15 protein-coding genes are annotated in these 20922 nt (G+C 55.0%); all 15 read right to left on the bottom strand.

Annotated features, from left to right (window positions below):
• Window positions 1-3: 3 nt before the first annotated feature.
• Entirely contained in the window at window positions 4-636 is a 633-nt protein-coding gene (locus MNU25_RS08180) for an ABC transporter permease (protein WP_240984613.1), read from the bottom strand.
• A 12-nt stretch (window positions 637-648) separates the two neighbouring features.
• Window positions 649-1590, bottom strand: coding sequence for an ABC transporter ATP-binding protein (locus tag MNU25_RS08175; protein ID WP_240984612.1), 942 nt, complete (start codon window positions 1588-1590; stop codon window positions 649-651).
• A gap of 350 nt (window positions 1591-1940) precedes the next feature.
• Entirely contained in the window at window positions 1941-4688 is a 2748-nt protein-coding gene (locus MNU25_RS08170) for a molybdopterin-dependent oxidoreductase (protein ID WP_240986777.1), read from the bottom strand.
• 64 nt (window positions 4689-4752) lie between these two features.
• On the bottom strand, window positions 4753-5229 hold the full coding sequence (locus MNU25_RS08165; protein ID WP_240984611.1) for a (2Fe-2S)-binding protein: 477 nt from the start codon (window positions 5227-5229) through the stop codon (window positions 4753-4755).
• 3 nt (window positions 5230-5232) lie between these two features.
• Window positions 5233-6093, bottom strand: coding sequence for an FAD binding domain-containing protein (locus MNU25_RS08160; protein ID WP_240986776.1), 861 nt, complete (start codon window positions 6091-6093; stop codon window positions 5233-5235).
• A 5-nt stretch (window positions 6094-6098) separates the two neighbouring features.
• The gene (locus MNU25_RS08155; RefSeq protein WP_240984610.1) at window positions 6099-8357 is read right to left on the bottom strand and encodes a xanthine dehydrogenase family protein molybdopterin-binding subunit; all 2259 of its coding nucleotides are present in this window, start codon (window positions 8355-8357) and stop codon (window positions 6099-6101) included.
• Window positions 8344-9516, bottom strand: coding sequence for a YgeY family selenium metabolism-linked hydrolase (locus MNU25_RS08150; protein ID WP_240984609.1), 1173 nt, complete (start codon window positions 9514-9516; stop codon window positions 8344-8346). The genes MNU25_RS08155 and MNU25_RS08150 overlap by 14 nt, the downstream gene beginning before the upstream one ends.
• Window positions 9517-9727: 211 nt before the next feature.
• Entirely contained in the window at window positions 9728-10837 is a 1110-nt protein-coding gene (locus MNU25_RS08145; protein ID WP_240984608.1) for a 4Fe-4S binding protein, read from the bottom strand.
• A gap of 148 nt (window positions 10838-10985) precedes the next feature.
• Window positions 10986-12326, bottom strand: a complete 1341-nt coding sequence (locus MNU25_RS08140; RefSeq protein WP_240984607.1) for an amidohydrolase family protein — start codon at window positions 12324-12326, stop codon at window positions 10986-10988.
• Between the two features lie 99 nt (window positions 12327-12425).
• Window positions 12426-13745 carry a UbiD family decarboxylase gene (locus MNU25_RS08135; protein ID WP_240984606.1) on the bottom strand — a complete coding sequence of 440 codons (1320 nt, stop codon included), beginning with the start codon at window positions 13743-13745 and terminating at the stop codon, window positions 12426-12428.
• A 117-nt stretch (window positions 13746-13862) separates the two neighbouring features.
• Window positions 13863-15314 (bottom strand): trimethylamine methyltransferase family protein, encoded by a 1452-nt coding sequence (locus MNU25_RS08130; protein WP_240984605.1) that lies wholly within the window; start codon window positions 15312-15314, stop codon window positions 13863-13865.
• A gap of 27 nt (window positions 15315-15341) precedes the next feature.
• Window positions 15342-15980, bottom strand: coding sequence for a corrinoid protein (locus MNU25_RS08125; RefSeq protein WP_240984604.1), 639 nt, complete (start codon window positions 15978-15980; stop codon window positions 15342-15344).
• Between the two features lie 16 nt (window positions 15981-15996).
• Window positions 15997-17964: a hydantoinase/oxoprolinase family protein gene (locus tag MNU25_RS08120; RefSeq protein WP_240984603.1), complete on the bottom strand. Its 1968-nt coding sequence runs from the start codon at window positions 17962-17964 to the stop codon at window positions 15997-15999.
• A gap of 16 nt (window positions 17965-17980) precedes the next feature.
• Window positions 17981-19426 (bottom strand): trimethylamine methyltransferase family protein, encoded by a 1446-nt coding sequence (locus MNU25_RS08115; protein WP_240984602.1) that lies wholly within the window; start codon window positions 19424-19426, stop codon window positions 17981-17983.
• A gap of 616 nt (window positions 19427-20042) precedes the next feature.
• The gene (locus MNU25_RS08110; RefSeq protein WP_240984601.1) at window positions 20043-20672 is read right to left on the bottom strand and encodes a cobalamin B12-binding domain-containing protein; all 630 of its coding nucleotides are present in this window, start codon (window positions 20670-20672) and stop codon (window positions 20043-20045) included.
• Window positions 20673-20922: the final 250 nt, after the last annotated feature.

The following is a 20922-nucleotide window of genomic DNA, read 5'->3' as shown; positions in this document are numbered from 1 at the left end:
CCCTCAACTGCCCCATTTTCTTTGCACAAGCACTTCAACTCCGTACAGCAGCCAATCCGCCGCATTGGCCAGGATCATGGTGGGAATGGCACCCGCCAAAATCTGAAAGGTACTTAAGCTTGATATGCCGCCAAATATGAGCAAACCCAAGCCACCCGCCCCGATGGTCGCCGCAATTGTCGCCGTCGCCACGGTAATCACCGCGGCTGTGCGAATACCCGCCATGATAACCGGAAAAGCCAAAGGCAATTGCACCCGGAAGAGCACCTGGGCGGGCGACATGCCCATGCCCACTGCGGATTCCAGCACCGCACTTTCCACGCCCTTAATGCCCACATACGTATTGCGCACAAGCACGATCTGATTATACAGAACCAAAGCTACAATGGCCGGAAACTTACCGATACCCAGAATGGGAATCATTAAGGCAAAAAGGGCTAGACTGGGAATGGTGTAAATCACATTGGCCACATTGATAACCGGCCAGGCCAGTTTCTCGTATTTGCTGATCAGGACCCCGATTAGAACACCGACAATAATGGAAAAGAATACTGCTTTGACCGTGATGTTCACATGCTGAACGAACAAGTGAACGATAGTATCCCGGTTCTCGCGCACATATTCGGCGAACGTCATTCTGGTCACCGCCTATTGTCCCGTAATGCGATAAATACTTTCAAAAGTTACCTGAAGGTTTTCCTCCGAGGTTCCCCGAACAAAGAGACAATTGATGCCCCGCTCAAGCATCACACCCAAAGCCCGGCTCAACGGTTCCCCGGCATCAATCCCGTGTTGTGGTCTCGGCCCGTCGAATAGGACGGGAACGGCTGCGTCTTCGACTTTCATGGCCCGCAACTTATTGTAGACATCGTGCATGCGGAAGAAGTTCCGGACAAAGTCATTTTTGGGATTTTTGAAAATCTCCTGGATTGAACCTGCCTGTACGATTCGACCCGCATCCATGATCACGATCTTGTCGGCAAATTTTACGGCTTCCTCCATATCGTGTGTGACAAAAACAATGGTTTTCTTGACTCTCCTGATCAGCCGGACCAATTCATCTTGAAGTTGAATCCTGGTGATCGGATCCAATGCTCCAAAAGGCTCATCCATAAGAATGATTTCCGGGTCGGCGGCCAAGGCCCTAGCCACTCCCACCCTCTGTTTCTGCCCCCCGCTCAGCTGCGACGGCTTTTTCTTCTTGTAAAGAGCGGGGTCAAGACCTATTAAGCTCAAAAGCTCCTCAACCCGCTCTTCTCTCTTTCTGACCGGCCAACCCTTGAGTTCGGGAACCAGGGCAATGTTTTGGGCCACCGTCATGTGCGGTAAAAGCCCGATCTCCTGAATGACGTAACCGATATTCCGGCGCAATTCTATGGCATTGATTTGGGAGATATTTGTCCCGTCGATAAGAATCTCTCCGCTGGTAGGTTGCACCAGTTTGTTGATCATCTTCATGGTAGTTGTTTTGCCGCAACCCGATGTCCCGATTAAGACAACAAATTCATGGCGGGCCACATGCAGACAGATATCATCCAATGTACGGATACCTTTGACAAACTCTTTACAAACGCTGCGCAATTCAATCATTCACCTATGTCACCACACTTTCCCTATGATCTCACCAGACTCGCTTCCCCCCAATAGAGATGCAGTGCATTGAAAGATGGAGTGCATTTGTTGAGCAGGTCAGCAGATGAGTTTGGGCGCAGACGCCACCCTTTTCGCGCCCTTTCTACGCCTGTCTCATTCTTCGGCGCTGCTGCGTTGGGGGCTATTCTCGCATTCTCGCATGGGGCCGCGTTCGGGGCTATTATTTCAAGATACCATGCCTAGGTAGCTGCTGTCTCATGGTTCCATGTCTAGGCGGACACGAGAACCTATTCAGTATTGTCTAAATAATTTATATTATACAACAGCTTATCCTTTTCCTGCTTTTTTCAATAACGGGAACGTATATTTTTTAGTCCCCCCTTCAGGGGCAAAACATCGATATTCCTGCCGATCGCATTAACCACCGCATTGACAATGGCGGGAGCCACCGGAACCGTGGCACATTCTCCGATACTTTTGGCCCCAAATGCCCCCAATTCCTCCCCGCGTTCCACGAGGCGCACGGTCAGTTCAGGCATGTCCGCGGCTTTCGCCATCCGGTAACGTTTGAGCGAAGGATTTGTCACCCGACCCGAGGCGTTGAGCTTGAGGTCTTCCCAGAGGGCATAACCCAACCCCATTTGAACCCCTCCCTCGATCTGCCCTTCGACTAACAAAGGATTTAGGGCTTTGCCCACGTCATGAACAGCCACTAGGCGCAGAACTTTAACCTGCTCGTTCATGGTATCGACTTCGACTTCTGCAAAGTCAGCCCCATAAGAGACAGCATTAAAAGCGGCTTTGTGGGTATGGGTGGCCATCAATTCCCGGCCGTCTTCTTGCTGAATCCGCCACACCACATCCTTGAGCAGCAGCACTTCTCCCCGGGTAGAGATGATTTTATGGTCCGCTAAGCGAAGTTCGTCTTTTGCGGCTTTCAGCACTTCGGCTGCCTTATCCTTGATCTGATCCGCGATTTTTTCCGCACAGAGTTTGGCGGCTTGCCCAGCCACCCAAGTCACCCGGCTGGCATAAGTACCGACATCCCAGGGCGTCAGTTCAGTATCGGCGCTCACCAGGGTCCAATCTGCCAAATCCATACCCAAGATTTGACAGGCAATTTGTGCCAGAACAGTGTCTGAGCCTTGGCCCAGATCCTGAGCTCCCGTGCCTAGGATTCCGGTTCCGTCCTCATTCAGTTTAATAGTCACCGTGCTGACGTCGGCATGGACCGGATAGACGCCGCTTCCGTGCAAGCCCACCGCCATCCCAATACCGCGTTTTATGTGGGGAGGCAGCACCGGGCTCTGCCAATCAGCCCAACCAAATACTTCCGCCCCTTCCTCCAGACAGGGCAGGGGATAACAACCTCCCAAACTCTCGCCGTTTTTCGGGTTAATGTCGCCGGGCTGTACTAGATTTCGCCGGCGAAACTCCACCGGATCAAGGTGCAAAGCCTTGGCCACCCGGTCTAAATGGATTTCACGGGCCAGGACAAGCTGGGGTGAACCATACCCTCTCATCGCGCCCGCCACCGGTGTATTGGTTAGGACCGGATACCCCAAATAAGTTAGATTGGGAATCCGATACTGTTTAAATGCTTTGTCCCCCATGGCACTCAGCACATTAATGGCACTGGAGGTATAGGCACCGGTGTTGGCAATCACCTTGATTTCTTGCGCCAGGATCCGGCCATCCTTTTGTACTCCGGTCTTAATTTCCACTACAGCCGCATGGCGGGTACGTGTGGAAACCATGGTTTCCCTCCGGGTCAACTCAATTTTCACCGGTCGAGAACACATTTGCGAGAGAACGGCGGCCACCGGTTCGATGGTCATTTCCAGCTTGCCGCCAAAAGCGCCCCCGCTCGGAGGTTTAATCACCCGAACCTTGTGCAAAGGTAAAGAAAAAATGTGAGCCAACAAAACCCGATAAGCAAAAATGTTTTGGGTCGTACTCCAGACAGTGAGTTTACCGTCGGGATCAAACTGAGCGACACAGGCATGGAGTTCCAAAGCCAAATGGTGTGGCCTGGGGGTGTGGATCCTGTCTTCAAACACATAAGCGCTGGCAGCCATACCTAATGCCACCCGGCCGGCCTCTACCTTTATCTCCCGGACGAGGTTCCCGCCGGCCTGAAGCCGTGGCGCTTCTGGTCTCAGGGCTTCTTCGGCATCAAAAACAGCCGGTAGGACTTCATAATCGACTTTGATGAGAGAAAGCGCTTGAGCGGCCACCTCCGGCGTCAGGGCGGCCGCCGCCGCTACGCGGTCGCCGACATAACGGACTACCGGGGGAAATATTCGTTCATCCGCGGGAAGACCGTGCCGCTCATAACGCAAAGCGCTATTATAGAGGACCGACGGGGTATTGAGACAAGTAGCAACCGCCAGGACTCCCGGCAGAGCCTCAGCCGCCCGCGTATCAATCGAGCGGATGCGTGCATGGGCCTGCGGGCTATAGAGAATTTTGCCGTAAACCAAATCCGGGAAACGAAGATCACTTAAGTATTTCGTCCTACCGGTAACTTTAGCTCGGGCGTTCAGGTTAGGTAATCGGGCACCCACTCCTTGCCAGCGCGATTTTTCCGTTTCCGGCTGCCTACCCGGCGGCGTGTTCCTCTCTAGGCTCACTTTGATTCGCTCGTTTTCCGAGGCGGCTGCCTGAACCGCTTCAATAATTTTCTTGTATCCTGTACAACGGCACAAATTATTGTCTAGAGCCTCAACAATTTCTTTTTCCGTCGGCAACGGGTTTTTCCGCAAAAGGGCCACACTTTGGATCACCATTCCAGGAGTACAAAACCCGCACTGAATGGCACCCTTCTCGACAAAAGCCTTCTGCACCGGATGCAAATTATCCCCCACGGCCAACCCCTCAATCGTGAGGACCGTTTTCCCGCTTAAATTCTTTACTAAGAGTGTACAGGAATTAACCGCTTCTCCATCGAGGAGAACTTTGCAGGCCCCGCAGTCTCCGCTCCGGCAGCCGCATTTGGTCCCCGTCAAGTTTAGACGTTCGCGCAGGAAATCGAGAAGGGTCTCCTTGGCCCCCACTTCTCCCTCCCACCTCTTACCGTTAACGGTTATAACCATACCTGCCACCACATCATCCTCTTTCTTTAACCGGCGGCGGAAAAAACCTTTCCCAGGGCAAACGTCAACCGCCGCCCAAACGTTGCGCAGCCTCTTTGACTGCCTCCACGATCTGCACATAACCTGTACAACGACAGAGGTTACCGGAGATGGCCTCTTTGATTTCCTCAACGCCGGGAGCAGGATTTTCCTTTAACAAAGCCTTGGCACTCATCAGCATCCCCGGTGTGCAAAAGCCGCATTGCAAGGCATGGTTGTCCAGAAACGACTCTTGCAACGGGTCTAAATGATCGCCCGCAGCCAAACCTTCCACAGTCTCTACCACACCACCGTCCGCCGACAAAGCCAATACCAAACAAGAGTTGACAGCTTTCCCATCCAAAATCACTGTGCAAGCACCGCATTCCCCGATACCACAGCCCTCCTTGCTACCGGTTAGGCCTAACTCATCCCGCAAAACATCCAAAAGACGCAGATTCTCTTCAATCTCCTGTTCTATAGCCCGTCCGTTCACCGTTAAGCACAATCTTTTCTTAGCCATGGCTTACACCCTTTCCCGCAATTCCTCAAGCATCTCTTTAACCAGTTCCTTCAATACCGGCAGTTTGTAGTCGAAGGAGGGCCGCTTCCCGCTTTGGGCAAGTATCTCTTTCGCGGCGAGTTCTGCCGCCGCCCGACAGATTTCTGCACTCAAGCGACAACCGGTTAAGAATTGCTCCACCTTTGTCAGGCGTTGGGGATACGGTAACACAGCCCCGGGGGCCACATGCACCCAATCGATCACGCCGTCTTCGGCATGGCCGGCTATGGCTAAACTCAGCCTGGCAATAGCCAGCGCTTGGCGCCGCGCCACCTTGACAAACCGAGCTTGCGTCTTCGCCCGGGGGTAAGGCAGAAGAAAGCCCAGCAAGAGCTCATTGAGGGGATTTTGTCCCGTCGTTTTTTCTTCCAAATAATTCTCCAGCTGGACTTCCCTTGTTCCCCGCGTGGACAGCAGCGATACCCGGGCTTCCAGACAGAGTAAAGCAGGAATACTGTCCGCTGCGGGAGAGGCGTTGGCCACATTGCCGGCCAGCGTAGCTAAATTTCTGATCTGTTTGCCGCCCACCTGTCGGCTTGCCTCAACCAGCAAGCTCCAGGCGGAGCTCACCTCTGCTGACTGGACAATAGCGGTGAAAGTCGTCCCGCCGCCGAGCCACAGGCCATGCTCCGTTCTCTTGATTCCCTGCAGCTCTGGACGCCGGCGGACATCAATAAGAACGGAAACGTCTTGAAGACGTCCTTCGCGCAAGGCGGGCACAAGGTCCGTCCCGCCCGCTACTACCCGGCAATGTCCGGCATGTTCACTCATGAGAGCCAAGGTTTCCGCTAAAGAAGTCGGCCGCAAGAAAGCAAAGGACTGCATATTTCTCACCCCCGTTCCCTCTTCAAAAGGCTTTCGCTTAGGGCCGGAAGGGTGCGAAGGCGATATCCCGCAGCCGCAAGGGCGTTGGCCACCGCCGCCGGCACCGCTTCCACCGTGGCCTCGCCTAAGCTCTTGGCACCAGCCGCCCCAGAATTACCATCCGAAGGCAGAAACTCAAACACAGCTTCCGGTATATCGGCCGCCGTGGGAATTAAGTAACGGTCAAAATTCGTGCTGGTCACCAATCCGCGCTCAAAATTAAGCCCTTCCATAAGAGCCATACCTACACCCATGGCCATCCCACCGTAAACCTGGCCGCTCGCCGCTCCGGCGTGTACTACCCTGCCGGCATCATGCACGGAGACTAACTTTGTCACCGTAGCTTTCCCTGTCAGGCGATCGACGCTCACCTCCGCCACCACACAGCTGTAGGTGTAGCTAGGGAAGGCCTCACCCTGGCCGGTCTCCCGCTCCCAACGGAGGGGACCCGGCTGAAACCACTCCGTTACACTGAGAGAATGTCCGCTCCAAAAGGCTGCGGAAGCAACCTCGGCAAAGGACAGTTTCTGGCTGGGATCCTCCCGCCGGAAGACGCAGTCATTTGCCATGGCCAGTTCACCCGCAGAGCATTCCAGTTTTTGGGCAGCCACGTGTAAAAGAATTTGCTTAATCCGGGCCACCGCTTGGAGAATCGGTTTTCCCCCACTGTAGGTACCCCGGGAAGCCACCGTCATCCCACCCTCAGGCACAAGGCTGGTATCCACCGGTTTACTCACGATCCGTGCCGGGGACACTCCAAGTTCCCGCGCCACCAATTGGGCGTGAGCTGTCTGCAAACCTTGCCCCATGTCGGTTAAACTGGAGCGGACGACGATGCTGCCGTCTTCCTGGACAGAGAGAATGGCCCCGGTTGCGTCGGGAGCCTCCGCCCCCAGCCCGCAGCCGCGAAAGCAGGTGGCAAAACCAATACCGCCTACTTGCCTCGTGTCCGGATCTTGCCTGCGGTACGCCTCCTTTTTCCTTTCATAATCGGCTAAATCCAAAGCACGGAGCGTAACTTTCTCAGCATTGACCGGCTCATGCAAAATTTGACCGGTAATCGTCTCATCCCCTTCTCGTAAAAAGTTTAGGCGGCGCAGGGCCAAAGGCTCGAGCCCCAGCGCTGCCGCCAGTTCATCCATGAGAGACTCCTGGGCAAAGATGATCTGAGGCGAAGAATAACCTCGCATAGCTCCGCCAAAAACGTGGTTGGTGTGCACGGCGTACACATCAATTTCGACATTAGGAATGTGATAGACTCCGGCGGCATGTACACAGGCTCGCCAGTTCATAAACTGTGCCTGAAAATTGTAAGCTCCTCCTTCATCCACCAATTCCGCTTGTAAGGCCATTAGGCGGCCGTCTCTTTTCGCCCCGACTTTATAGCGAAAACGAAAGGGATGGCGCTTAGAACTTTCGATCACCGACTCCTCCCGGCTATAAGTCATCTTCACCGGCCGTCCCGTAGCCAGACAGAGGACAGACGCCCTCCCGGCCAAGAGTCCCACGGATTCCTCCTTGCCACCGAAGGAGCCGCCTACTGCTTGCTGCACCACCCGTACCTTGTTGAGCGGATAACCTGTGGCCGCGGCCACCGCCCGGCGCGTATTAAAAGGATTCTGAGTAGAACCGTAGATAATCAGGGAACCATCCCAGTCGGTCATCACCACTACTGCTTCGGGTTCTATATAGGCATGTTCGACATGGGAGGTGCGGTACTCACGCTCCAAAACAAGATCGCTTTGCTCAAACCCTTCACGGATGTTACCCTTGCGCACCGGCCAATGAGAATTGGCCACTCGATTATCCGGATAGCTGTTATGGAGAATGGGGGCACTTTCCTCCAGGGCCTCATCGAGCGACAACACCGGTGGCAGCGCTTCGTAAACCGCCTCCATTTGCGCAAGAGCCGCCAAAGCGGCCTCCTCTGATTCCGCCGCTACTAAAGCCACGGCATCCCCTTGATAAAGGACCCTCCCTTGGGCCAGAAACGGGTAAGTAGACCAAGTGGTGTGCGCCGGCATGTCGCCGGCAAGCATGATCTTAACCACTCCCGGTATTTTTTTTGCCTCTGTGGCATCCAGGCTGACGATACGAGCATGGGTCTGTCCACTGCGCCAGACTTTACCAATCAGCTGTCCGGGGATATGCAGGTCAGCGGCAAAACGGGCTTGCCCGGTGACTTTCTCCCGGGCATCCACGCGCCAAGAATCATGAACGGACATTTTCTTCCCTCCTCAGCAAAGAACGGAACAAGGCCTTGTACCCCTGCACCGCTCCCAGCAATTGATCGACAGCCAGGGACTCATCCGTCGTATGCGCATCCGCTTCATGCCCGGGACCGAAACCCAAAGTAAAGATCCCTCTCTTTCCCGCACTGCCACTGCCGTTCGTGCAAAAGCCATAAGTCGTCGGACCAGCCTGAATACCGGCACGGTTAAGGGCGGTCAAGGCCTCCCGCACACGTCTCTGACTAGGTTCGAAATACCAGGCCGGGGCAAAACTGTCCCCCGTGACAGCCCGGCCCGTGTAGGTTTGAAAAGCATACCGAGCCAGCTTGGCCCTGGCGTTTATTTCCGACGGTAAAGAGTTGTTGATGCCTTCCAAGACCGAAGTTGGCGTTTCCCCCAAAAGTACGCGCCTATCGAGGGTAATCCGACAGCCGGAAGGAACCACGGAACGGCCGGGGTAGGGGCTGGAGATAATATCCGTGGCCACTAAACTTCCTTCACCCAAGCCGGAAGAAGGCGCTTCCAGCTTGGCCACCTCCGCTAAGGCCTGCATAGCCCCGGTAATGGCATTGATCCCTAAATCCGCATGAGCGGAGTGGGCTGACCGTCCCTTCACGTCCAAGATAATCTCTGCCCGTCCGCGTTGACCGACGGCCAGTTGCAGTCCTGTACTCTCCCCGATGATGGTCGTCTCCGGCTGAACACGGTCGAGCACTTTCTCCAACATTGCCCCCTCGGCCACCTCTTCACCTACCGTGCCGGAAAGCCAAAAAGGCCCGGATGGTTCCCATCCTTCCAGCCGCAGTTCCCCCACCGCTACGATAGCCGCGGCCAAAGCTCCTTTCATGTCCGCAATTCCCCGCCCAAAAATTTTGTCTTGCCAAACCTCTCCGCCGTAAGGGTCGTGATGCCAATCCTCCGGATTGTGCACCGCGACCGTATCAAGGTGAGCGTCAAATAAGAGCCCACCGGCGGCAGATTGCCCGATTCGCCCCAGCACATTCCCATATGGATCCTGCACAATCTGATCGAACCCGTATTCGGGAAGAGTTCGCTGCAGGAAATCAGCCACTTCCCCCTCTTCACCGGTTAAACTCGGGCGTTTAACCAATGCCTGGACCAACTTTAGAACGTGTTCCCACCTATTTTTCATAAACCTTGCCGGGTCAGGGTATTCCCGAATTCGTTCGGCGCTCGGAAACCACTGCCCTTCTCTCCCCCCTTATCTTGCTGATTTTCTCCTTTACCGCAGCGGCCGTGTTCTCGGCCGCTAAGGCCTGAATCAAGGCCCAGCCCTGTGTTTCAAAGCTGCCTGACACGCACCGGAAGACGATTGCCGCTTTTCCCGCAGGCCTTGGCGCCTATCAATCGGCGAGGGTGGCCAGGAGCGCCCCGCTGGGACAGACAGAGAGACACAGGCCGCAGCTTCGGCACAAGTCTTGGTCGACTTTCATGACGGGAAACTCCAAAGTACGTGCCTGATAAGGACAAACCGTTACACAACGGCGACAGTTCGTGCACCCTGGCCCTAAATGGAACTCCAACCGCCCCAGGCGTTCCTCTTGGGGAAAATTCGGCAAGGCTGCGCCGATTACCTCCTGAAGACTGCCGTAACCCAGTTGAGCCAAAAGGATTGCCGTATCCCGGCAAAGTTTAGCGATATAGTCCACGCCCTTGAGGAGAGCAATGGAGTGGAAACCGACAACCTTTGCTCCCACCATCATGTACTCAACCGCATCTTCAGCCTTGGTTACGCCGCCAATCCCCATCAAATTGTCACAGCCTTTACGGGCAATCTCCGCATTGATTCTCAAGGCCAAAGGCCGCATAGCGGCCCCGGAGAGCCAACCGTAGCCGTCACGGCTGAACATAGCCGGGCGGGCATGGGCAATGTCGATCTTAAGGGCGGGACCCAGGGAATCAATGGCAGAGATGGCGTCTGCTCCTTCTTCTAAGCATTTTAGCGCTATGCCCACCGGATCCCGCCAGTTACCGCTTAATTTGCAGATCACGGGAAGAGAAACTAGATCTTTGACTGCTTTGAGCATGGGTAGGAGCACGTCTTCCCTGTATGATACGAGCTCAATAGCATCTGCTCCAGCCTCGGCACAGCCCTTGACCAACCTTGCCGCTTCCTCCCGGGTGTGCCCGACGCTGGCAATCACGACAACCCCGGCTTCTTTGGCCATGGGAATCTCGCGTTCAAACCATAGGTCTGGCTTGGAATCCGCCCATTTCTCACAGTTGATCAAAGAATCCCTGTCAACCGCGCTGATATGATGCACGGGGTTAACTGCGGCCCGAAGTCTAATTGTCTTTGTCACCACCGCCCCAGCCCCTGCCCGGTGGGCCCTGATCAAACCTTCCGCCGCATAGGAGAGCGGTCCGGATGAAAGAACAAACGGACTTTGCAACTTAATCCCGCAAAATTCGGCCGCCAAGCTCACCCCCGCTGATTGCTGTAAGTCGAACACTTTTCTCACCTCCCCGCATAACGTCGACCAAGACCGGCGCAGAGAACATTTTCGCGACATTTTTGTGCTATCGACGTATCGCCGTTACACCACTCTAGGCGCAGAGGCCCCGTCTCGCCGAACCTATTTCTTCCAACGGCACTTTGCTTTACTGCCCGGTGCCGTTTTGCCGCCGGGCAGCGCTTGACCAAAAATTCAGGCTCCTTTCCCGCAGGCTTCGCCGCAGCATGTTTTCCTCTGCGTGCAGGATTTGTCTTTCCCGCATAATCGCCCGCCCCGCCACATAAACATCGCGTACATACTCGGACCGGCCGAAAGCGACCAACTGGTCAAAGAAATTCCCCGGTGTCAGAGGAGTGGGAAACCAATCGTCCAATACGACAAAATCCGCCCGAAACCCCGGTCTCAACTGACCCAGATCGCTGAAGCCCAACACCTCCGCCCCCAGAGCGGTAGCCATAGAAAAAACAATCTGTGCGGGCATCACGGCGGAGTTCTTGGCCACGGCTTTGTGTATCAGAAAGGCCCCGCGCATGACCTCAAAAAAATCATTCACATATCCGTCAGTCCCCAGACCTACTCTGATGCCGGCTGCCAGCATCGCCGGCACCGGCGCGAATCCGCCCCCGACTTCACAGTTGCTCAGCGGCATATGCACCAGCCGGCAGCCATACCGGCGCAGAATCGCCAGTTCACGCGGCAGCAAAGAAACTCCTTGCGAAGCGACCACATAGGGTCCTAAGATCCCCAGCCGCTCATAGAGTTCAGTCGGACGCAAACCGTGCTCTTGCTCGCAAATTTCCGCTTCATAATCACTCTCGGATAAATGCATATGGAAGTCCAAGTTAAACTCCCGGGCAAGAGCAGTCGCCCTGCGTAAAAAATCCGGACGGCCGGTGAAAGTCGTATGAATGCTCATCATGCCTCTGATCGACGCGTCACCCGTGTGGGAGCGAGCAAAAGCGACATTTTCCGCCAGCAACTTGGCGGCTCTGTCCTCTCCCAGCCGTTCCGAAGCTTCTGTCGAAAATACCCCCCTCAGTCCCAGTTCCTTAACCACGGCGGCCTCCTGTTCCAATATACCCGGGCCGGCATTGGGAGCTTCCACAACGTCACAGATTGTCGTAACACCGCTCTTGATGTGCTCCACACAGGATACTCGGGCAGCAGCCGTGATATCCTGTGCGTGGAGACGGTTTTCCACATCCGGCCACCAATGTGTGCGCAGGAATTCATGAAAATCGGGCAGCGGCTTTTGCGGCAGCAGTCCGTGAGCCAACATACCATACAGATGGACATGCCCATCGATAAAACCGGGAATGATGATGCTGTCCCGACAATCGAAGATTTCGTCCACTCCGGACAGAGCCCGTAACTCCTCATTGCCCAGCACGGCTTCGATCTTGTCGTCTCGCCAGCACAGTCCGGTTCCGGCCAAAACCGTAGTCGAATCAAGCACCGTGTATCCCGCCAAAATCACCCTTCTCACCTTTCTCCCCCCTCTTATCTACTTGCGATTCCATTGAGCGCTTCTGTCTGGGTGACAGACGGGACATTTCACCGCAAGCGATTATTTTCCGACCGGGTATTAACGCACATCATCCAGGTTGACATTCCGGTAGCGCACCCGCTCGAAGCCAGAGTTTTTCTCCAACTGGGTGGCATCAATTCCGACTTTACACAGTACACCGCGGTCGTCTGAAGTCGGGTCCAATTCGTGCCCCTGGGCCCCCGGCACGGTGAAAACGTCGAGATCGGGACGAACCCGCGTGGTCAGAGCCCATAGCACTTCATGGGGGTTGAAAATGTCGATGTCCGGATCTACCACGATTACCGCTTTAATATTAACATGGGAAACCAAAGCGGCTAAAGCCACGTTTTTCGGCTCGCCGGGATTCGTTTTCTCCAAGGCGATTAAAGCAAGAAAGCCTGAGCCATAGGGGGGTAAGTGCAATGCCTTGACATTACCCGAGGCGTAGGTAACAAACTGTTTGAGAATGGGTTCACGCGGCAGGACATTACCCAGGTTAACATGTTCAAAAGACGCTCCGGCGATCGTTTGATAGATGGGGTTTTTGCGCATGCTCATAGCCTTGACACGCAAAACCGGGCTGGGCCAAGCTTTGGAATAGTGCCCGGTAAATTCCCCCAACGGCCCTTCTTCTTCCCTGGCATGCGGTTCAATGACACCCTCAATAATGATCTCCGCATCGGCCGGTACTAAAATATCATTTGTGACAGATTTGCTGACTGGCAACTCCTCCCCCGCCAAGGCACCGGCCAGTTCCATTTCGTCACCATCGTAACGAAATCCGGCGGCCATCATAATGCAAGGGTTGACTCCAATGGCAACACTAATAGGCAAGGATTCCCCCTGAAGCTCTGCCTTACGGTAAAAGTCCCGCAAGTGACGCCACTCATTGATCATAATACCAAGTTTGTTCTTGCCCTTGACCTGCATGCGTTGAAACGACAAATTCTGGCATCCGGTCTCTGGATCCTTGGAAACGACGACACCGGCGGTAATAAACGGTCCCCGATCCCTGCGGGCATGGACTGGAACAGGCAGGAAACCCAAGTCAACCTCTTCATCTCTAAAGACTACCTCTTGGCAAGCCGCTTTTTCCACCCTTTTCGGTGGGCAGGGTTGCGTCAAGGCCGCCAGGCAGCGGTCGACAATTTCTTCCCGCCGACATCCCAGCGCCAGGGCGATACGTCGCGGTGAAGCGAGAATGCCGCCGACTACCGGCATGGATTTGCCGACTTCGAGAAACAGCCCGGCCCCCAGACCCTTCTGCTCCAAAGTGAACAAAATGTCTCCCAATTGGTATTGCAGGGAGACCGGCCTCCCGAACCTCTCCAGCTCACTGTGTGCCTCCAGCTCCTTAAGAAAATTGCGCAAATCCATCCCCTTAACCCTCCCGCCGGTATTCCCCGGCATTGTTTTATGTGCCGGAAATAAACGCTCACTCGCTTTCCTCGTCTGATGGTGCCACAACATTTATGCGATCTGGGATCTACACGGCTAGCCGAGGTCTTCCCCTGTGATTCCCGGAAAGAGACGGCGAATTTCCTCCCGCAGCTTCGGCTCGACGGGAACCGCCCGATGTGTCTTTAAAACCTTTTCGGCTAACTGATGCGCCCGGGCATGAGCATCAAGGCTCCCCGATTGTTTCCAGGTAATCCGGTTCCAGCGGTCTGACACTTGTGGCAGAAAAAATTCGCTTCGAAAGTGTTCCGCCGTGTGAGGATGCGCCAGGAAGTTCCCCCCCGGCCCTTGCGCTTTAATCACATCGATAGCCAAGGTATCGTCCGTGACCTCCACCCCTCGCAAAACCCTGAGCACATTGCCTAAGATCTCGTTGTCGATAACCGTCTTTTCGTACGATACGGTTGTGCAGCACTCCAGGAGCCCCGCTGCGTCATGAACCCAGTTGGCTCCCGACAGGCCGAGAACCATGGCCTGAGCAGCACTCTCGTAGCCGGCCTGGGCATCATTGAGTTTGGCATCGGATTGCCCGCCAGTCGCATAAAGCGGAAGACCGTAGTACTGTGCCATCTGGGCAATGCCGGCATTGATGAGGGATGACTCAATCGCGCCGGCCACATAAGTGCCGGTTTTCATGTCCATGATACTGGACGTGGTACCGATCAGTGTCGGGGTGCCCGGCCGGACCAGCTGAGCCAAAGTAAGACCGGCTAAACTCTCCGCGAGATTTAGGGTGATGGTCGAGGCAAGAGTTACCGGGGATGTGGCTCCCGCCAAAGGTTCTGAGGGTACGGCCAGGGGAAGCCCCTTGGCCGCAACTTCAATGAGAAAATCCGTATAATGCCAATCCATGACCAAGGGGCTTACCATAAGCGTAATAAACGAAACAAAAGGACGCTCGCGCAATTTGTCCGCTCCCCCGGCCACCATTTCCGAGACTTTGATCGCCTCCCTCAGCCCTTCCAGGGTGTACATCCCGCCCATAATGGGTTTGGTGGTATTGGTGATCGCCCAGTAAAAACGGTTTACATCCACATCTTTTTCCGCCACGTCCGCCGGATAGGTATGAATGACGTAGAAAGCAATATTCTCCAACCCGTCGACCAAGCGGGCTAAATCACGCACATCCTGCGTATGGGTCAGTCTTCTCTCTCCTGTTTCAAAATCCAAGGCATACATGACCGTACCGCCGGTGCCAAAGTGCACCCGGTTCTTTTCCAGCACAACATCATCCTTTTCCTCCCGACCATGGATCGTCACGCGCGAGGGTGCCGTCCGAATGGCTTTTTCCAGCAGGGTACGCGGAATCCTCACTGTTTCGGCCGCCGGATCGGTGAGGGCCCCACTCTTCTCAAAGATCTCGTAGGCCCGTTTGCTCTTTACTTTCAAACCCACGTCCTCCAGAAGCCTGACAACCCCTTCATGAATCGCATTGACCTGCCTGTCATTGAACAGGCGAAACTGACCGCCATTTAAAGCTGGGTACATGCTAAGAGACACCCCTTTCTCCCCGGCTCAGCGAGCCACCAGTTGGTGACAGAGTTCCGTGGCTGAACCCGCATCGGGGGCAAAACCGTCCGCCCCGATTTCTCGGGCAAACTCTTGGGAAATCGGGGCCCCTCCGATCACCACCTTCACCTGATCACGCAAGCCCTCTTCTTTCAGAAGTTCGATCACGTCCTTCATGCCAAGCATGGTAGTGGTGAGCAAAGCCGACATACCAAGGATGTCCGGCTTGTTCTCTTTGACCGCTTGCAGAAACTTCGCGGCCGATACGTCCACACCCAGATTAATCACGGTGTAACCGGCACTTTCCAGCATCATGGATACCAGGTTCTTGCCAATGTCGTGGAGGTCGCCTTTAACCGTGCCGAGGACAACTTTACCTTGGGAAGGGACTTCCTTGCCCACAAGGAGCGGCTTGACCAACTCCATGCCGGCATTCATGGCTCTGGCCGACATCAGCACCTCGGGGACGAACATGTCTCCCGCTTTAAAACGGGCGCCAACCACATTCATACCGGGAATGAGCCCGCTGTTGATGATCTCCACCGGATCCACCCCATCCGCTAGCGCTCTCTGAGTCAGTTCTCGCACACGCTCTTGTTTGGCACTAATGACATTTTCTCCAAGTTCCGAGAAGTAATTTCCCATTGGCTTTTCCCCCTTTTCATCCCACTTTAGTTCTCCAGGCCGGCCGTCCAATTGCCCTGGCCGTGATACTCGTTTCCACTAAGAGAATGTCATCGCTGAGTGCCGTACGGGCAAGCGCTTCTTTTTTATCAACGATAATTTGCGGCTCCACAGCCCCGGCTCTAACAGCTCTCCGCCGGGCTGCCTCCCGCGCCCGCTTTACCGCGTACTCTTCCGCTTCACTTAGGTGCTGAAACCCTTCCCGTGCCCAAGGCGTATAAACCACAAACCCGCCTTCTGCACCCGGCTTGATGAGAGTGTGCACCGTTTCCACCACCTGCCCTACGGCGGCACCGACCGCATTGGCCACTTCGGCATGCTCGGGAATCACGACCTCTGCGTTTAATGTCTCCCCCGCGGGCGGCAGGTAAGCTTCCACGGGCGCGCCGATAGCCACAATCGGGTAAGCCAAATTTAATTTTACGCTAAAGTCTTTTTCAGCTTTACCCCCCCAAAAACGTTCGAGGAACACTTGGGCCCCCGGAGCCGAAGTAAGATCGACACTAGAACCTTCCGCGTTCAGCAAGCTTTGCAAAGTACTGCGTACCAAACCTTTCCGTACTTCGGCCAGAGCCAGCGCAAGAAAATCAGCCAAAGACAGGTGCAGGCGCCCAGCTTGCAAGCGTGCGGCGGCAAGAGAAGCGGCCATATTCCAAGGAGTGAATTTACCGGTGGCATGCAGCAAATCCGTCGGGGTCAGGGATATCCGCCCCACCACCCGCGCCTGTTCCAAGCGGGCAAGAGGCAGTAAATCTACGTGCCGCCCGAGCCTTTCCGCCAAAACGAAAATATTGTGAGCCCCATCCTGCAAAGCCCGGATCACTTGCCATTCCGACTCCGTCCAGTCGCCTTGAGCCGGTTTTTTGATGAGAATCCAGGAGTCGACCGGTTGATAACCCCAGACTTCCCGAGCGGCAGACAGCTCCGCTAATTCGTCCGCCAAATGGGGATAGCGTGCGGCTGCCGCCGCCAAGGGTAAAACCCTCTGGGGCCCCAAGCTGAGTTTTCCTTCCCGCGACACCCAAAGGTAACTATCCCCTCCCAGCCCGAAGGTGCTAATAGCCGCCGCTTCCACCCGTGTTTTCCAGCCCCCGACCGTGGCCCCCTCCGAATGAAGGCTGGGCTGTCCGCCGTTAATCAGCGCAATATCTGTGGTCGTCCCCCCCATATCCAATACCAGAGCCCGCTTTCGCCCGCTTAAAAACATGGCACCAACGATGCTGGCGGCGGGCCCGGAGAGAATCGTCTCAATCGGCTTCTCCCGCGCCATCGCTTCGCTCATCAGCGACCCGTCTCCCTTAACCACCATGACCGGTGCCTCAATATCTTTTTCGGACAAGACCGCTCTGAGCGCAGTCAGCAACTCGGCCACAATCGGCAGGAGGCGGGCGTTAAGGCAAGCGGTGACGGTGCGTTCGTGAAAACCCAAAGCGGTAGTCAATTGGTGGGCACAGACCACCGGTATTCGCCACACTTTCCGGACCTCTCGCCAAGCCTGAAGCTCATGTTCCGGATTCCGAATGCTGAGAAAACCGGAAATGGCCAAGGTATCGACTTTACCTTGCAGATTACGGATGGCCCGGAGGAGCGCCCCCAGATCCAATGGGGCCTGAGGGTTTCCTTTGATGTCATGCCCGCCGCCCACCATCGCAACCTCCTGTGCCGGCAGTTCGCCGCTGGGTTCGTGCCCGATGAGGATGAGCCCGACGCGACAGCCGCGCCCCTCCACAATGGCGTTGGTCGCCAGAGTCGTGGACAAAGACACCAGAGCTACCTCCTTCCAATCTGCCAAGCCGAGTTTATCAATGCAAGCGCGGATGCCGAGAGTCAGATCTTCATGCGTCGTAAAAGATTTGGCCTTGGCTTGAACTTTCCCCATCTTCAACTCCAGCAAGACACCATCCGTATAGGTGCCACCTGTATCGATCCCTAGCGCCAATGGCATACTTTTCGCTCCATTCTCAGTCTACAATTAATTCCGGCATCTCGGTTTGCAGAGCGGTCACCACGGCCTGATCAATTGGGCTTACCTCATGTTCCGCCAGAAGCTTCCGGGCAATCCGGCGCGCCTTTTCCCGCCCGTCCAACCCACCATTGCTCTCCCACAAGGCCCTTGGCGAACGGTCTGCCACATTGGGTAAGAAAAACTCCGTGCGCATGTATTGATAGGTCTGGTCATCCACAATATAGTTGCCGCCGGGACCCACCCGCTTGATCACGTCCAAGGACAGTGTCTCCTTGTCGACTTCCATCCCCCTTACCGCTCGAACAACCATGCCGTTAATCTCGTCGTCGAGTACATATTGTTCATAAGCAACCGTTAACCCGGATTCGAGCAACCCGGCTGCATCATGGATGTAATTGCCCCCAGCCAGAGCCACCAAAAGCGAGGTACTCATCTTTTCATACCCGGATTGGACATCCGGGATTTTGGCCTCCGTCACCCCTGCCGTGGCATAGAGAGGCAAATGATAATACTGGGCTAACTGGGCCGCCGCGGCATTCATTATTCCGTTTTCCACGGCGCCGAATAAAAATCCCATCGTCCGCATGTCGGCGGTCGTGGGCACGGCGCTGTACAAGACAGGCATGCCCGGATTGACTAATTGTGCCAACAAAAGCCCGCTGAGCGCCTCAACATTGAGCTGGACCATGGTGCCGGCCAAAGTAACCGGCGAAGTCGCCCCGGCAATGGGTGCCGGCGGCGTAGCCAGGGGAATCCCTTCTTCCATCACGGTCAGCATTAAGTCCGTATAAGTACCGTCCATTTTGAGCGGGCTCATGATATTGGTGATCATGGAGATGAACGGGCGGCGGCGCAAAGCCTCTTTGCCTCCGGCTATCGCCTCAGCCATACGGATCACCTTGCGCACCCCCTCCTGGGTGTAGACCCCGCCCATCACATGCTTACCGGTATGACTCATACCGGCAAAAAACCGGTTGACATCCACGTTTTCTTTGGCCAGATCGGAAGGGTAAACCGGCAAAACGAAGAAGTGAATATTCTCCAGCGCATCCACTAACCGGGCGGTCCGGCGCACATCCGCCAGTGTGCTTGCCCGGCGCCGGCCGCTTTCCAAATCAAGTACATTGAGCGCCGTTCCGCCTGTACCCAAATAGACTTTTTTGCCGCCGAGGGCCAAGTCATGTTTTTCTTCCCGGCCACAGAGTTTAACTTGGGAGGGGGCCTTTTTGACCAGATTCATGACCCAGGACTCGTCCGCGCGCACACGCCGGTTGGGAAAGTCCACTTCAGCCCCGGCTGCGGCAAAGATCTCCAGAGCCCTCCGGCTGTGAACTTCCATTCCCACCTCTTCAAAAACCAGCATGGAGGCTTTATGCAGCATTTCAATCTCTTGTTGAGTCAGAGGCCGATAGGAACCGCCCTCATTTCCTCCCATGAACATCTCTGCATCTCCTTCCTTCTTCCGAGATCACATTCACTTCGCGGCAATCAACACTTGACCGGGAAGATTCTTCACTTTGGGCGCACCCTTCGACCCGGAACTATCCGCATTTAAGTTACACATTTATTCTATGCAAGTCGCATGCCAACACTGAATTCAAACCACGCTATTCCCCGCTACCGGTACTCCCGATTGAACGGGAAACTCATCTGACAAACTACTCCGTCTCAATCTTGAGATGGGATTAAGCCGTATGAAGAATAACATCAAAGGACTCTCACCCTATCGCTGCCCCTTCTCATTTGTGAGACAAATCTCTGTTGCGAGACAGCGATTCCAAGAAGCGCCACCGCTCCTCACTTTTAACTCTGTCATAGTTATACTTCGACCACCTTCCATTCTTGCTATGCACCCGATTTCGCGGTATCACACAAACAAAGGGAGCACGAGATACTGTCAATATCCCGAGCTCCCGGTACAGCGAAAACCGCAGAATATGCGGCTCTCTTGGTAGGGCAAACGACGAAAAAGCAGCTGCTTTGTGAGGGCGGGCAGCTTTTTCAACATATCAAGGACGAATTTCAGTACCGCCGCGACTGAAGTTGCCGTGGAAATTTCAGACGACAAATGCCGCACACTTTTCCACCGCTTCGCCGGCGTCAGCCGCAAAGCCGTCGGCCCCGACTTCCTTAGCAAACTTCTCTGTCACCGGCGCACCGCCCACCATAACATGCACCTGATCCCGGACCCCTTCCTCTTTCAATAGCTCTATGGTCGCTTTCATGTTGGGCATAGTGGTCGTCAAAAGAGCCGATAAGCCGACTACCTCCGGTTTGTGTTCTTTGACCGCCTGAAGGAACTTTTCCGGAGCAACATCCACACCGAGATCAATGACTTCCCAACCGGCTCCTTGAAGCATAGTCGCCACTAACTTCTTGCCGATGTCATGCAAATCGCCTTTGACCGTACCGATGACGACTCTCCCCATATATTGACGGCCCGTCTGCAAAATCAGAGGTTCCAATACGGCTAAACCGGCCTGCATCGCCCGGGCAGCGATGAGCATTTCTGGTACGAAAATTTCGTTTCGCCTAAACTTCTCACCCACCACCGCCATGGCCGGAACCAAGACTTGCTGGATGATTTCGTCCACACTCACTTGGGCGGTCAACAGTTCCTGTACCCCCGTCTCCGTTTCGGTTGCATGGCCGAGAATGACATGTTCTCTTATTTCCTCTCGCAGCATCTTTTGTCTGCCTCCTCGTTTCTTTTCCACTTTAAGTTTCTTTTCCCGACTACAATTGCCAGACAGACTTTCCGCACTCCGTAAGCGGCGCATGATAGGCGCCGCGACGTCCAACAAGGGTTTTAACGGTTTGAGTGCCCTGCTGACATTCTCGTGAGAATCCACCAGCTATGGTGTTTAACTGATGTGGAACCTTTTTCGCAAGCATATTTGTTACCTCGGCGTAATCCGCAAGAGCGCTGAAAAAGAG

The organism is Acididesulfobacillus acetoxydans (assembly GCF_902729405.1).
Classification (GTDB): domain Bacteria; phylum Bacillota; class Desulfitobacteriia; order Desulfitobacteriales; family Desulfitobacteriaceae; genus Acididesulfobacillus; species Acididesulfobacillus acetoxydans.
Note: the sequence above shows the minus strand (reverse complement) of the source record. Positions and strands in the feature narration are given on the sequence as shown.

What these genes read in the sequence shown, in the direction of transcription:
- MNU25_RS08180 (WP_240984613.1), bottom strand. Translation starts at nt 636, where the DNA reads ATGACGTTCGCCGAATATGTGCGCGAGAACCGGGATACTATCGTTCAC.
- MNU25_RS08175 (WP_240984612.1), bottom strand. Translation starts at nt 1,590, where the DNA reads ATGATTGAATTGCGCAGCGTTTGTAAAGAGTTTGTCAAAGGTATCCGT.
- MNU25_RS08170 (WP_240986777.1), bottom strand. Translation starts at nt 4,688, where the DNA reads ATGGTTATAACCGTTAACGGTAAGAGGTGGGAGGGAGAAGTGGGGGCC.
- MNU25_RS08165 (WP_240984611.1), bottom strand. Translation starts at nt 5,229, where the DNA reads ATGGCTAAGAAAAGATTGTGCTTAACGGTGAACGGACGGGCTATAGAA.
- MNU25_RS08160 (WP_240986776.1), bottom strand. Translation starts at nt 6,093, where the DNA reads ATGCAGTCCTTTGCTTTCTTGCGGCCGACTTCTTTAGCGGAAACCTTG.
- MNU25_RS08155 (WP_240984610.1), bottom strand. Translation starts at nt 8,357, where the DNA reads ATGTCCGTTCATGATTCTTGGCGCGTGGATGCCCGGGAGAAAGTCACC.
- MNU25_RS08150 (WP_240984609.1), bottom strand. Translation starts at nt 9,516, where the DNA reads ATGAAAAATAGGTGGGAACACGTTCTAAAGTTGGTCCAGGCATTGGTT.
- MNU25_RS08135 (WP_240984606.1), bottom strand. Translation starts at nt 13,745, where the DNA reads ATGGATTTGCGCAATTTTCTTAAGGAGCTGGAGGCACACAGTGAGCTG.
- MNU25_RS08130 (WP_240984605.1), bottom strand. Translation starts at nt 15,314, where the DNA reads ATGTACCCAGCTTTAAATGGCGGTCAGTTTCGCCTGTTCAATGACAGG.
- MNU25_RS08125 (WP_240984604.1), bottom strand. Translation starts at nt 15,980, where the DNA reads ATGGGAAATTACTTCTCGGAACTTGGAGAAAATGTCATTAGTGCCAAA.
- MNU25_RS08120 (WP_240984603.1), bottom strand. Translation starts at nt 17,964, where the DNA reads ATGCCATTGGCGCTAGGGATCGATACAGGTGGCACCTATACGGATGGT.
- MNU25_RS08115 (WP_240984602.1), bottom strand. Translation starts at nt 19,426, where the DNA reads ATGTTCATGGGAGGAAATGAGGGCGGTTCCTATCGGCCTCTGACTCAA.
- MNU25_RS08110 (WP_240984601.1), bottom strand. Translation starts at nt 20,672, where the DNA reads ATGCTGCGAGAGGAAATAAGAGAACATGTCATTCTCGGCCATGCAACC.